The following is a 13,080-nucleotide window of genomic DNA, read 5'->3' as shown; positions in this document are numbered from 1 at the left end:
CCATGTTGCAACACACCTTCACACGCGCCGCTGCCGCACTCTCAACACTGGCCTTCAGCGCCAGCGTCATGGCTGAAGAAGCCGTGGAGAACCCCTACGGCTTGTCCGCCCTGTGGGCTCAAGGCGACGTGGTGGCCAAGGCCACGCTGCTGATTTTGGTCATCATGAGCATGGGCAGCTGGTATGTGATCTTCACCAAGTTGGCTGAACAAAACCGCGTGTTGCGCTTTGCCAAAACGGCGCAAGACAACTTTTGGACCGCAGGCAATGTGCGCCAAGGCGCAGATGGCTTGGAAGAAGACAGCCCTTTCCGCTTCATCGCCGAAAAAGGTTTGGAGAGCGCAGGCAAGCACACCGGTTTGTTGGGCAACATCAACTTCAACGACTGGGTGACCATGAGCATCCAACGGGCCATGAACAACGTGCAAAGCCGCATGCAAGACGGCTTGGCCGTGTTGGCAACCGTGGGCTCGACCGCACCGTTCGTCGGTTTGTTTGGCACGGTCTGGGGCATTTACAACGCGCTGGTAAAAATTGGCATGTCGGGCCAAGCCAGCATCGACAAAGTGGCGGGCCCTGTGGGCGAGTCGCTCATCATGACGGCCATTGGTTTGGCTGTGGCTGTGCCTGCGGTGTTGGGCTACAACTGGTTGGTGCGCCGCAACAAAGTGGCGATGGAAGAAGTGCACGCCTTCGGCGCTGACTTGCACGCGGTGTTGTTGGGTTCGGCACAGAAGTAAGCCATGGCCATGCACCTAGGCCCCAGCGAGGGCGACGATGAGTTGCTAACCACCATCAACACAACGCCTTTGGTGGATGTGATGTTGGTGCTGCTCATCATTTTTCTCATCACCATTCCGGTGGTAACCACCTCTGTCAAAGTGGATTTGCCACAAGAGGTACAACAACCGCGCGAAACCAAGCCAGACAACATCATCTTGTCGGTCAATGCGCAAGGCCAAGCTTATTTGTATGACGCGCCCGTGCGCAGCAACGCAGACCTGATCAAGCAGCTGCAAACCTTTGCCGAGAAAACGCCACAACCCGAAGTGCAAATTCGTGGCGACGCCAAGACCGACTTTGAAGCCGTGGGCCGCGTGCTGTATGCCGCGCAGGTGGCGGGGTTGACCAAGGTGAGGTTCGTAACGGACCCGCAGGGGAAATAAGCATGGCGATGAACCTGCCCTCTTTGACGAAAGGTCAAGACGAACCCGAAGTGATGATGGACATCAACACCACGCCGTTGATCGACGTGATGCTGGTGCTGCTGATCATGCTCATCATCACCATCCCTGTGCAGCTGCATTCGGTCAACCTCGACATGCCGCAAAGCGCCACGCCGCAAACCAAGAAACCCAATGTGGTTCGCATCGAAGTGGATGCACGCAGCGTGGTCAACTGGAACGGCAAGCCCTTGGCCGACCGCGCCGCACTCGATGCGCTGCTGCAAGAGGCCAAAGCCCAAGAGCCACAGCCCGAGCTGCACATCAAAGCCCAAGGCAAAGCCAAATACGAAGCGGTGGCGGGTGTGTTGGCCAGCGCACAGCGTCAGGGCCTGACCAAGATTGGCATTGTGGGCACGGAGCAATTTGCTGCGCCTTAACGCCAAGTGAGCGACTTAGGCCACGATGCACTTGTCTTTGAGCGCTTGAATCTGCGCTGACGTCAAGCCAATTTCATTCAACACCGCATCCGTGTCTTGCCCAATGGTGGGCGCATTACGGCGGTGGCTGCCGGGGGTGCGTGACAGTTTGGGAATGATGCCGGGCACGGCCAGCGATGTGCCGTCATCCATCTGCACCTGTTGAATCATCTCGCGTGCTTGGTAGTGCGGGTCAGCCGCAATGTCGGCCACGGTGTAGATGCGGCCTGCGGGTACATCGGCTTTATCCAAAGCGTCTAGCACTTGCGCCACGGTGAGCTGCGCGGTCCACACGCCAATGGCCGCATCAATCTCAGCCACGCGTTTCACACGGCCTGCGTTGTCGCCCAGCGCTGGGTCGTTGCCCAAGTCATCACGGCCTAGGGTGTGCATGAGGCGTTTGAAAATGCTGTCGCCGTTGCCTGCAATCAGCACATAACCCTCATCTCCACAGCGGTAGGCATTGCTGGGTGCAATGCCGGGCAATGCACTGCCCGCTGCTTCGCGCACTGCGCCAAACGCGCTGTACTCGGGCAACAAACTTTCCATGCAGTTGAAGACGGCTTCGTACAAGGCCACATCAATCACTTGGCCTTGGCCGCTTTTCTCGCGCTCGTGCAGCGCCGTCAAAATTCCGATCACGCCATGCAGCGATGCCAGCGTGTCGCCAATACTCACACCCACACGCACGGGCACACGGCCTGGCTCGGCAGTCAGGTGGCGCAAGCCACTCATGGCCTCGGCCACCACGCCAAAGCCGGGCTTGTCGCGATACGGCCCCGTTTGCCCGTAGCCACTGATGCGCAACATGATAAGACGTGGGTTGATGGCCAACAGTTCGTCCGGCCCGAGGCCCCAACCTTCCATTGCGCCAGGGCGGAAGTTTTCAATCAACACATCTGCGTCTTTAGCGAGCTGACGCACGATGTCTTGTGCTTCTTTTTCTTTCAGGTCCAACGCCACCGAACGCTTGTTGCGCGACTGCACTTGCCACCACACGGACGTGCCGTCTTTGAGCAAACGCCATTTGCGCAGCGGGTCACCCGTCTTTGGGGTTTCAATCTTCACCACATCTGCGCCAAAGTCGGCCAACGTTTTGGCAGCAAAAGGGCCTGCGATGAGTTGACCGAGTTCGACCACGCGCAGGCCGTGAAGTGGGGTTTGGGCGGGGCTGTGTGTGGCTGAGCTGTTCATGCTTGGCATTGTGCCCATGCCCGCAACAACTGGGCACCCACGTCTTCACGCAGGCGACACGGCTCAGGGCAAAAACGCGGGGCTAAGCAAACGCAAGCCCACCGTGAACCAACGCTCGTGTTCGGGCTGACCTATGCGGTTGCCATAAGTGGTGTCAATCTGCACACGCTGGGGCACAAGCCACATACGCAAACCCACTTGGTAGCGTGTGCCCATGGCGGCTTCGCCATAGGTCTCAGCAATCGCGATGACTTTTGCGGTGAGTGGCAATTCGCCCCCCACACCCCATGTGGGCCGATTCACACCCAAGGTTTGGTGGTTGACCCAACCTGCGTTGAAGTGCACAAAACGGTCTTGCCCTAAGGGCACGGTCACCGGCACGTTGAGGTAATAGTCTTTGTCTTCAGGCCTGTCGCCCAATGCAGGGCGGGTGACCATGGCGCCCAAAGTGGTGGAGATACCCACCGTGTCCTCGCCCACAGGCACCCAGCGCTTTTTGGCTTGCGCCACCCAAAACTGCGTCTTGCCCAGCCCATCATCGGTTTGAGCATTGCCGCCGACAGACCACTCCACCTCGCCACCCAAGTTACAGCCGGGAATGGCCCAGCGTTCTAGCGACGTGTGGGTGGTTTTGACCCAACTCTCCAACTGACAGGCTTTGTCGTCCACGATGTTGGCGTCATCGGTGTTCATGGGGCGAGCGGCTTGAGCCTGGCTCGCACACAGAGCAACCAGCCCGAAAGCGAGAAGCGTTTGGCGCAGCTGAACAGAGGAAGGGATGAGGCGAAGCACGTCTGAAAATAGAAGTTGAAACACGGCGCGGTGTCGCCATGGATTCATTGTAGGAAGGCTTTATTTCATTTCCATGAATCAGCAGCCGTGGTCCCGCATAAAATCGCAGGCTCCATTTAAGGAAGACTCATGGGACGCACCCTTTACGACAAGATTTGGGACGAGCACGTCGTCCACACCGAAGAAGATGGCACATCCATCCTCTACATCGACCGCCATTTGGTGCACGAAGTCACCAGCCCACAAGCGTTTGAGGGCATTCGCCAAGCAGGCCGCAAGGTCTGGCGCGTCAGCTCGATCGTGGCCACTGCCGACCACAACACGCCCACCACCGGCTGGGAGCTGGGCTACGACGGCATCACCGACCCCATCAGCAAAGAACAAATCACCACGCTAGACAGCAACATGGCCGAGTTCGGCTCTGCCGCGTTCTTCCCGTTCATGTCTAAGCGCCAAGGCATCATCCACGTCATTGGCCCTGAGAACGGCGCCACTCTGCCAGGCATGACTGTGGTGTGCGGCGACAGCCACACCTCCACACACGGCGCGTTTGCGGCGTTAGCACACGGCATCGGCACCTCTGAGGTCGAGCACGTCATGGCCACGCAAACCTTGTTGGCCAAAAAAGCCAAAAACATGCTCATCAAAGTCGAAGGCACGCTGGCCAAAGGCGTGACTGGCAAAGACGTGGTGCTGGCCATCATCGGCAAGATCGGCACAGCCGGCGGCACGGGCTACACCATTGAGTTTGCGGGCTCTGCCATTCGCTCTCTCAGCATGGAAGGCCGCATGACAGTATGCAACATGGCCATCGAAGGCGGCGCGCGCGCTGGTCTTGTGGCGGTGGACGACAAAACCATTGAGTACGTCAAAGGCCGTCCTTTGTCCCCCACCGGCGTGGAATGGGACCAAGCCGTGGCGTATTGGAAAACTTTGCACTCTGACGCTGACGCCAAGTTTGACGCGGTGGTGGAGTTGAAGGCCGAAGACATCTTGCCGCAAGTCACTTGGGGCACGTCGCCCGAAATGGTGCTGGACATCAACGGCATCGTGCCTGACCCCGACAAAGAAAAAGACGCCAACAAGCGCGGTGCGATTGAACGCGCGTTGACGTACATGGACTTGCAGCCAGGCAAAGCGCTGAACGATTTGTTTGTCGACAAAGTGTTCATTGGCTCTTGCACCAACAGCCGTATTGAAGACATGCGCGAAGCCGCAGCCGTGGTCAAGAAACTCGGCCAAAAAGTGGCCAAGAACATCAAGCTCGCTTTGGTGGTGCCCGGCTCTGGCTTGGTCAAAGAACAAGCGGAAAAAGAAGGCCTGCACGAGATTTTCAAAGCCGCTGGCTTTGAGTGGCGCGAGCCAGGTTGCTCGATGTGTTTGGCCATGAACGCCGACCGCTTAGAGCCAGGCGAGCGTTGCGCGTCGACCAGCAACCGCAACTTCGAAGGCCGTCAAGGCAACGGTGGCCGCACCCATTTGGTCAGCCCCGCCATGGCAGCCGCTGCCGCCATTCACGGCCACTTTGTGGACGTGCGCAAGTTCGCGTAACTCAGGAGCATCGCTATGAAAAAATTTCTATGGATCGCTTTAGGCTTGGTGGCCGTGATGGGCCTCAGCGCTTGCAACACCCTACGCGGCATTGGCCAAGATGTGCAAAAGGCCGGCTCGGCCATTGAAGACGCAGCGAAGAAAAAATAATGCAGAAATTCACCTTACACAAAGGCATCGTGGCTCCGATGGACCGCGAGAACGTCGACACCGACGCCATCATCCCCAAGCAGTTTTTGAAGTCCATCCGCAAGACCGGCTTTGGCCCCAACTTGTTTGATGAGTGGCGCTACCTCGACCACGGCGAACCAGGCCAAGACCCCGCCAGCCGCCAGCCCAACCCGGACTTCGTGCTGAACCAACCGCGCTACAAAGGCGCATCGGTTTTGTTGGCTCGCAAGAACTTTGGCTGCGGCTCGTCACGCGAACACGCACCTTGGGCGATTGACCAATACGGCTTCCGCGCCGTCATCGCGCCTAGCTTTGCCGACATCTTCTTCAACAACTGTTTCAAAAACGGCTTGCTGCCCATCGTGTTGCCCGAAGCCGCGATTGACCTGTTGTTCAACGAAGTGCATGCCTTCCCCGGCTATGAGTTGACGATTGACCTTGAGAACCAAGTCATCGTGCGCCAAGGAAATGGCGGAGGGGGCGACCCCATTCCGTTTGAGGTGCAAGCCTTCCGTAAATACTGCTTGCTCAACGGCTTTGACGACATTGGCCTGACCCTGCGCCAGTCCGACAAGATCAAAGCCTTTGAAGCCGAGCGCTTGGCCACCAAGCCTTGGTTGGCTCACACGATGTAAACCCATTTAGAAGAACAACACATGAAAATCGCAATCCTCCCCGGCGACGGCATCGGCCCAGAAATCGTGGCCGAAGCGGTCAAGGTCTTGAACGTCCTCGACCTCAAGTTTGAATCCGAAACAGCCTTGGTCGGCGGCGCAGCGTTTGACGCGCACGGTCACCCTCTGCCCGAAGCCACGCTGAAGCTGGCCATGGAATCGGATGCTGTGTTGTTCGGCGCTGTGGGCGACTGGAAATACGACACCCTCGACCGCCCTCTGCGTCCTGAGCAAGCCATTTTGGGTTTGCGCAAAAACATGGGCCTGTTTGCCAACTTCCGCCCTGCCATTTGCTACGAGCAATTGGTGGGCGCATCCAGCTTGAAGCCTGAGCTGATTGCTGGCTTGGACATTTTGATCATCCGCGAGCTGACCGGCGATATTTACTTTGGCCAACCCCGCGGCCGCCGCGTGGCCACTGACGGCCACTTCCCAGGTGCAGAAGAAGCCTTTGACACCATGCGCTACTCCAAGCCTGAGATCGAGCGCATTGCACACGTGGCTTTCCAAGCTGCCCGCAAGCGCAAAGCCGCAGGCACAGAAGGCCGAGTGACCAGCGTGGACAAAGCCAACGTGCTGGAAACCTTCCAGTTCTGGAAAGACGTGGTGAGTGAAGTGGGCAAAGAGTACCCAGACATCGCCCTCGACCACATGTACGTCGATAACGCTGCCATGCAACTGGTGAAAGAGCCCAAGCGCTTTGACGTGGTGGTGACCGGCAACATGTTTGGCGACATCTTGAGCGACGAAGCTTCCATGCTGACTGGCTCCATCGGCATGTTGCCTTCTGCTTCTTTGAACTCAAAGAACCAAGGCTTGTACGAACCTAGCCACGGAAGTGCACCCGACATTGCTGGCAAAGGCGTGGCCAATCCCTTGGCCACCATCCTCAGCGCCGCCATGATGCTGCGCTTTAGCTTGAACCAAACCGAAGCGGCTGATCGTATTGAGACAGCTGTGAAAGCCGTGTTGGCCCAAGGCTTGCGCACGCCAGACATCTACAGCGAAGGCACGACCAAAGTGGGTACGGCTCAGATGGGCGATGCGGTGGTGAAGGCTTTGCGTTGATTCAAGCCTTTCCCCTGATGAAGAACGCGCCTCCATGGCGCGTTTTTTATTTCAGCGCCATCAAACTTCATCCTCTAAATCTGTCAGCCAGGCCCAAGCACCCATCCACTACAATAGTTGTCATGTTTCACGCCCGCTCGTTCTCTCTGAACTTCACAGCCCCCGCACTGGTGGCTGCGTTTGCGCGCGTGAACACCATCAAAACCACGACCATTAAGGGCTAAACGCTCCGGTTCGTCGTGCGCCCACCCGGCCAGACGAGCCGGGCAAACAGTCAGGTCTGGCACTGTTTTCTACATTTGAAAAGGCGTTGAAAAATGAGCAAGTTAGTAGGTTTAGTCGGTTGGCGCGGCATGGTCGGCTCGGTGTTGATCGACCGCATGGTTCAAGAGAAGGATTTCGATCTGATCGAACCCGTGTTCTTCTCCACGTCTAACGCAGGTGGCAAAGCCCCCGCGCAAGCCAAGAACGAAACCACGCTCCAAGACGCCAACAACATTGACGCTCTGAAGCGCTGCGACATCATCATCACCTGCCAAGGCGGCGACTACACCAAAGATGTGTACCCCAAGCTGCGCGCAGCGGGCTGGAACGGCCACTGGATTGACGCAGCCTCTAGCCTGCGCATGGCCGACGACGCCGTGATCATCTTGGACCCCGTCAACCGCAACGTCATTGACAGCGCGCTGGGCAAAGGCGGCAAAAACTGGATCGGCGGCAATTGCACCGTGAGCTTGATGCTCATGGGCTTGGGCGGCTTGTTCCAACACAACATGATCGAGTGGGTCAGCGCCATGACGTACCAAGCGGCTTCGGGCGCTGGTGCACAAAACATGCGCGAACTGCTCAGCCAAATGGGCGCTTTGCATGATGCAGTGAAAGACGACTTGGCCAACCCCTCTTCTGCCATCTTGGACATCGACCGCAAAGTGTCGGCCACCATGCGCAGTGCTGAGTTCCCCACCAAAAACTTCCGCAACACGGCCTTGGCTGGCAGCTTGATCCCTTGGATCGACGTGCCTGTCGAGCACGGCCAAAGCAAGGAAGAGTGGAAGGGCGGCGCCGAGTGCAACAAAATCTTGGGCAACCCAGCGTTCCGCACTGCAGGCTCTATCCCAATCGACGGTTTGTGCGTGCGCATTGGCGCGATGCGCTGCCACTCACAAGGTTTGACCATCAAACTGAAAAAAGACGTGCCGATGGACGAGATCGAAAGCATCTTGGCCAGCGCTAACGACTGGGTCAAAGTGGTGCCTAACGTGCGCGAAATCAGCGAACGCGACCTGACACCCGCAGCCGTGACCGGCACTTTGACAGTGCCAGTGGGCCGCTTGCACAAAATGGCCATGGGCAATGACTATCTTGGCGCGTTCACCGTGGGTGACCAGCTCTTGTGGGGCGCGGCCGAGCCATTGCGTCGCATGTTGCGCATCCTGCTCGAGGCATAAAACAAAGTAATATCTTTGGCTATGAAAAAAGCTCACCGCTCTGCTTCCCATTTGTTCCGGCGATCAGCGCTGTGGGCAGCCTTGTCACTGTCGGTCCTCGGCGGTGCGCAGGCACTCACTTTGAGCCGACCTGTCGTACAAAGCAAGCAGGGCGAGGCTTTGCGCGTAGAGATCGATGTCAGCGAAATCACCATCGCTGAACAAATTGAGCTCGAAGCCAAAATTGCCAGCCCTGAGGTTTACAAAGCAGCCAAGGTAGAAGTACCGATGGTCAATGGCCAACCCATCGATGTTCAGGTGCAACTGTTGCGCCGAGACCACGGTTGGCCCTATTTAAAAATCACCAGCAAACAAGCCATCAACAGCAACTTTTTGGATTTGCTGATTGATTTGCGTTGGGCCACAGGCCGTTTGCTGCGCGATGTAAGTCTGTCCATTGACGATGGCAGTGCCAAAAAGCCTAACGCCCCTTTGATGCCGGGCATTGGCGAACGCAATCTCAAAACAGCTGAGATGCCTTCGGTTTATAGCAAAAATGGACAGTCCAACGGACAAATCACGGTCAAACATGGCGATACCGCCAGCGAACTGAGTGCGGGCAAAACGCCTGAAGGTGTGTCGCTTGAACAAATGCTGGTGGCCTTGTTGCGCAGCAACCCCGATGCGTTTGTTGAATCCAACGTCAACCGCATGAAAGAAGGCGCTTTGCTGACCTTGCCCACCGAGCAAGAAGCCAAAGCCGTGTCGCGCGAAGAAGCGCGCCGTGAAATTCAAATCCAGGCCAAAGACTTTGAGGCCTACCGTGCCGAGCTAGCCGCACGCGCCCCAGGCGGTGTGGTGCCCAAAGTGTCACGCGATGCCGAAGGCAAACTCGACGCCAAAGTACAAAACAAAAATGCCAAGGCCAACCAAGACAAATTGACTTTGGCCAAACCTGGCAGCAAAGACACTGCGGCTGAAGACAAGATTGCACAGCAACGCGAAGCCCAAGACGTGGCAACTCGCGCGGCAGAGCTCAGCCGCAACATCGCTGAACTCGGCAAAATCGCAGCCGCCACAGTAACTGGCTCAGCAGCACCAGCCTCCGAGGCAGCCTCTGGCGTCTTAGCTGTCGATGTACCCGCCAGCGCGGCTGAGGCCAACAGCGAATGGCTCAACGAGCTGCGCGAAAACTCACTTACCCCCGTGGGTGCTGGCAGCCTGATCGCCATCTTGGTGTTGGTGGGCTTATGGCGCCGTCGCGCTTTGAACAAGCGCGAAGACGACATCCATGGCTTGCCGCCCTTGAACGTGAAGTTCAACCTCGACCTGCCTGAGCACGATCATGCGGAGCCCGTCGAACGCGCCTACATCCACGATGTGGCCACGCACATGCACGACACGCATGAACATCCCCACGACCATGAGCACCACGCCCATGACGCGGATGACCTGCAAGAAGAAACGCACGCGCCCCACGACGCACCCCCCATTCGCCCGACCATGGAGATGCCCAACATCTCCTTGGATTTGGACGAACACGATGCACCCGCTGGCCCCTACCAAGTGCGCATCGACTTGGCCGACGAGCTGTGGAACTTAGGCCAACTGCATACCAGCCGTGCGTTGATGGAAGAAGTGGCCAACGAAGCCTCTGGCGCTGACAAAGAAAAAGCCCTCAAGTGGCTGGCTGAGCGAGGCTAAGCCGCATGCGCATTGCGATGGGCTTGAGCTACAACGGCCAAGCCTACGAAGGCTGGCAAAGCCAGTCCTCGGGCAAAACGGTGCAGGACAAGCTTGAAAAAGCGCTGTCTAAGTTCACCCAAACCCCCGTCTCTAGCTTGTGTGCAGGCCGCACCGATGCCGGCGTGCATGGCCTCATGCAAGTGATTCACTTTGACACCGAGCTTGACCGCACGCCCTACTCGTGGGTGCGCGGCACCAACCGCTATTTGCCGCTCGACATTGCCGTGCAATGGGCGCGAGAAATGCCGCGTGAATTCCACTGCCGAGGCAGCGCCATCGCGCGCCGCTATGCCTATGTGGTGCTTGAATCCGCCGTGCGCCCCAGCGTCGAAGCTGGCCGCGTGGGCTGGGTGTACCGCCCGCTCGACCTTGAAGCCATGCAAAAAGCCGCGCAGTACCTGATGGGCGAACACGACTTCACCTCGTTTCGCGCCTCCAGCTGCCAAGCCCTCACACCCGTCAAAACCATGACGCGCATCGACATCACCCGCAAAAGCACACAACCCGGCTCAGCCGTGTGGCGCTTTGAGTTTGAAGCCAGCGCGTTTTTGCACCACATGATTCGCAACCTCATGGGCTGCTTTGTGAAGATTGGCAGTGGCGACAAACCGCCCGAGTGGATGGCCGAAGTGCTGGCTGCCCGCGACCGCGATGCCGCCGCCCCCACCTTCAGCCCCGATGGCTTGTATTTCTTGGGCCCCCGCTACGACGCACAGTGGAATTTGCCTGACCGTACCCCTGCGTATGATGGATTGCCATGAACCGCACCATCAACCGAACACGTATCAAAATTTGTGGACTCACCCGTGAGCAAGATGTCGACGCCGCCGTGGCCGCTGGAGTGGACGCCATTGGCTTTGTGATGTACGCCCCCAGCCCCCGTGCTGTGACGGTGGAGCGCGCTGCCGAGCTAGCCTTGCGCCTGCCCGCCTTCGTGACGCCTGTGCTGCTGTTTGTGAATGAAACCCCTGAAGCCATTGCCCACGCCTGTGTGCAAGTGCCGGGTGCATGGCTGCAGTTCCATGGCGATGAAACACCTGACCACTGCCGCAAGATTGCCCGCACCTTGGGCCGCCGCTGGATGCGCGCTGCCCGCATCCCGCTAGAAACCCCTGCGGGCGAAGAACCTTTCGACCTCTTAAAATACGCGCAAGATTACTCAGACGCCCAAGCGGTGCTGCTCGACGCCCATGTCGACGGTTACGGTGGCGGCGGCAAAACATTCAATTGGTCACAGCTTCCTCCAAACGTCAACGCTCACCTCGTCTTGTCTGGTGGACTCAACGCTGCCAACGTGACCGATGGCATTCGCGCGCTGCGTAACCACGGCCATTCATTGGCAGTGGACGTGAGCTCTGGCGTGGAATCGGCCAAAGGCATCAAAGATGCTGCCAAGATTCACGAGTTCGTCAGAGCCGTACGCGCAGCAGACGCAGAGCACCCGCTCTAAGCCTCCTTCCCTATTTTTTGTTTGAAGCACTTGAGGCAGACGCCCCAAGGCAACTATTGCAGGTAACCTATGTCGAACTACCAACAACCCGACGCCAAAGGCCACTTTGGCATTTACGGCGGCAGCTTCATCAGCGAAACGCTGACCCACGCGATTGAAGAGCTCAAAGACGCGTACGCCAAATACCAACACGACCCCGCGTTCATCGCCGAGTTCAAAAACGAACTTGCTCACTTTGTAGGACGCCCTTCGCCCATTTACCACGCAGCCCGCATGAGCCGCGAAATGGGTGGTGCGCAAATCTTCTTGAAGCGTGAAGACTTGAACCACACCGGCGCACACAAGATCAACAACACCATCGGCCAAGCCATGCTGGCCAAGCGCATGGGCAAGCCCCGCGTGATCGCCGAAACTGGCGCAGGCCAGCACGGCGTGGCCACCGCCACCATTTGTGCACGCTACGGTTTGGAATGCGTGGTCTACATGGGCGCTGAAGACGTCAAGCGTCAAAGCCCTAACGTGTACCGCATGAAGCTCTTGGGCGCGACCGTTGTGCCCGTGGAAAGCGGCAGCCGCACCCTCAAAGACGCGCTGAACGAAGCCATGCGCGACTGGGTGGCCAACGTGGACAACACTTTCTACATCATCGGCACGGTGGCGGGCCCACACCCCTACCCCATGATGGTGCGCGATTTCCAAAGCGTGATTGGCGAAGAATGCCTCACGCAAATGCCTGAGATGTTCAAGAGCCTCAAGATGGCTGAAGAACAACCCGATGCCGTCATCGCCTGCGTGGGCGGCGGCAGCAATGCCATGGGCATCTTTTACCCCTACATCAACCACGCCAACACACGCCTCATTGGCGTGGAAGCCGCTGGCGAAGGCATGGACACCGACCGTCACTCGTGCTCGCTGCAGCTGGGCGCACCCGGCGTGTTGCACGGCAACCGCACCTACATCTTGCAAGACGAGAACGGCCAAATCACCGAAACGCACAGCGTGAGCGCTGGCCTTGACTACCCCGGCGTGGGCCCCGAGCACGCATTCCTCAAGGACATCGGCCGCGCCGAGTACGTGGGCATCACCGACAAAGAAGCGCTGGAAGCCTTCCACTACCTGTGCCGCACCGAGGGCATCATCCCCGCGCTGGAATCAAGCCATGCCGTGGCCTACGCCATGAAACTGGCCAAGACCATGAAGCCCGAGCAGTCCATCTTGGTGAACCTCTCTGGCCGTGGCGACAAAGACATTGGCACGGTGGCAGACCTGAGCAACGCAGACTTCTTCTGCCGCCCCAGCTGCCAAGGCCAAACGGTCAAGGGCGGCCCTGCCGAACAAACCATGAAATTTGTGAAGTGAACCGCA

General features: G+C 58.2%; 14 protein-coding genes. 12 read left to right on the top strand and 2 right to left on the bottom strand.

What is annotated here, in order from left to right; genetic code table 11:
* Window positions 1-2: 2 nt before the first annotated feature.
* Genes LINBF2_RS02595 through LINBF2_RS02585 form a run of 3 tightly spaced genes read left to right on the top strand, consistent with a single transcriptional unit; the run spans window position 3 to window position 1,603 of the window.
* Window positions 3-740, top strand: a complete 738-nt coding sequence (locus LINBF2_RS02595; protein WP_281890185.1) for a MotA/TolQ/ExbB proton channel family protein — start codon at window positions 3-5, stop codon at window positions 738-740.
* A 3-nt stretch (window positions 741-743) separates the two neighbouring features.
* Complete coding sequence (locus LINBF2_RS02590) at window positions 744-1,166, top strand: biopolymer transporter ExbD (RefSeq protein WP_104796440.1); 423 nt, start codon at window positions 744-746, stop codon at window positions 1,164-1,166.
* Window positions 1,167-1,168: 2 nt separating this feature from the next.
* A complete protein-coding gene (locus LINBF2_RS02585; protein ID WP_281890183.1) occupies window positions 1,169-1,603 on the top strand; it encodes a biopolymer transporter ExbD in 435 nt (144 codons plus the stop codon).
* Window positions 1,604-1,618: 15 nt separating this feature from the next.
* On the opposite strand, the gene LINBF2_RS02580 is transcribed toward LINBF2_RS02585, so the two are convergent.
* On the bottom strand, window positions 1,619-2,845 hold the full coding sequence (locus LINBF2_RS02580; RefSeq protein WP_281891273.1) for a CaiB/BaiF CoA-transferase family protein: 1,227 nt from the start codon (window positions 2,843-2,845) through the stop codon (window positions 1,619-1,621).
* A 54-nt stretch (window positions 2,846-2,899) separates the two neighbouring features.
* Window positions 2,900-3,529, bottom strand: a complete 630-nt coding sequence (locus LINBF2_RS02575) for a hypothetical protein (protein WP_281890181.1) — start codon at window positions 3,527-3,529, stop codon at window positions 2,900-2,902.
* 228 nt (window positions 3,530-3,757) lie between these two features.
* Here LINBF2_RS02575 and leuC point away from each other — a divergent pair, with 228 nt between their 5' ends.
* The 9 genes from leuC (at window position 3,758) to trpB (ending at window position 13,074) form a co-directional block, all read left to right on the top strand.
* On the top strand, window positions 3,758-5,179 hold the full coding sequence (leuC, locus tag LINBF2_RS02570; protein WP_281890179.1) for a 3-isopropylmalate dehydratase large subunit: 1,422 nt from the start codon (window positions 3,758-3,760) through the stop codon (window positions 5,177-5,179).
* A gap of 15 nt (window positions 5,180-5,194) precedes the next feature.
* A complete protein-coding gene (locus tag LINBF2_RS02565; protein ID WP_281890177.1) occupies window positions 5,195-5,329 on the top strand; it encodes an entericidin A/B family lipoprotein in 135 nt (44 codons plus the stop codon).
* Window positions 5,329-5,985, top strand: a complete 657-nt coding sequence (leuD, locus tag LINBF2_RS02560; RefSeq protein ID WP_281890175.1) for a 3-isopropylmalate dehydratase small subunit — start codon at window positions 5,329-5,331, stop codon at window positions 5,983-5,985. The genes LINBF2_RS02565 and leuD overlap by 1 nt, the downstream gene beginning before the upstream one ends.
* A 21-nt stretch (window positions 5,986-6,006) precedes the next feature.
* On the top strand, window positions 6,007-7,092 hold the full coding sequence (gene leuB / locus LINBF2_RS02555; RefSeq protein ID WP_281890173.1) for a 3-isopropylmalate dehydrogenase: 1,086 nt from the start codon (window positions 6,007-6,009) through the stop codon (window positions 7,090-7,092).
* 317 nt (window positions 7,093-7,409) lie between these two features.
* Window positions 7,410-8,540, top strand: a complete 1,131-nt coding sequence (asd, locus tag LINBF2_RS02550) for an aspartate-semialdehyde dehydrogenase (protein ID WP_281890171.1) — start codon at window positions 7,410-7,412, stop codon at window positions 8,538-8,540.
* A gap of 21 nt (window positions 8,541-8,561) precedes the next feature.
* Window positions 8,562-10,223, top strand: a complete 1,662-nt coding sequence (locus tag LINBF2_RS02545; RefSeq protein ID WP_281890169.1) for a FimV/HubP family polar landmark protein — start codon at window positions 8,562-8,564, stop codon at window positions 10,221-10,223.
* A gap of 5 nt (window positions 10,224-10,228) precedes the next feature.
* Complete coding sequence (gene truA, locus LINBF2_RS02540; RefSeq protein WP_281890168.1) at window positions 10,229-11,026, top strand: tRNA pseudouridine(38-40) synthase TruA; 798 nt, start codon at window positions 10,229-10,231, stop codon at window positions 11,024-11,026.
* Window positions 11,023-11,715 carry a phosphoribosylanthranilate isomerase gene (locus tag LINBF2_RS02535; protein ID WP_281890166.1) on the top strand — a complete coding sequence of 231 codons (693 nt, stop codon included), beginning with the start codon at window positions 11,023-11,025 and terminating at the stop codon, window positions 11,713-11,715. The genes truA and LINBF2_RS02535 overlap by 4 nt, the downstream gene beginning before the upstream one ends.
* A gap of 69 nt (window positions 11,716-11,784) precedes the next feature.
* Window positions 11,785-13,074, top strand: a complete 1,290-nt coding sequence (trpB, locus tag LINBF2_RS02530) for a tryptophan synthase subunit beta (protein ID WP_281890164.1) — start codon at window positions 11,785-11,787, stop codon at window positions 13,072-13,074.
* Window positions 13,075-13,080 lie beyond the last annotated feature (6 nt).

It is taken from the genome of Limnohabitans sp. TEGF004 (assembly GCF_027924965.1).
Taxonomy (GTDB): domain Bacteria; phylum Pseudomonadota; class Gammaproteobacteria; order Burkholderiales; family Burkholderiaceae_C; genus Limnohabitans.
The sequence above is the reverse complement of the archived record's forward strand: the minus strand, read 5'-3'. Positions and strand labels throughout refer to the sequence as shown.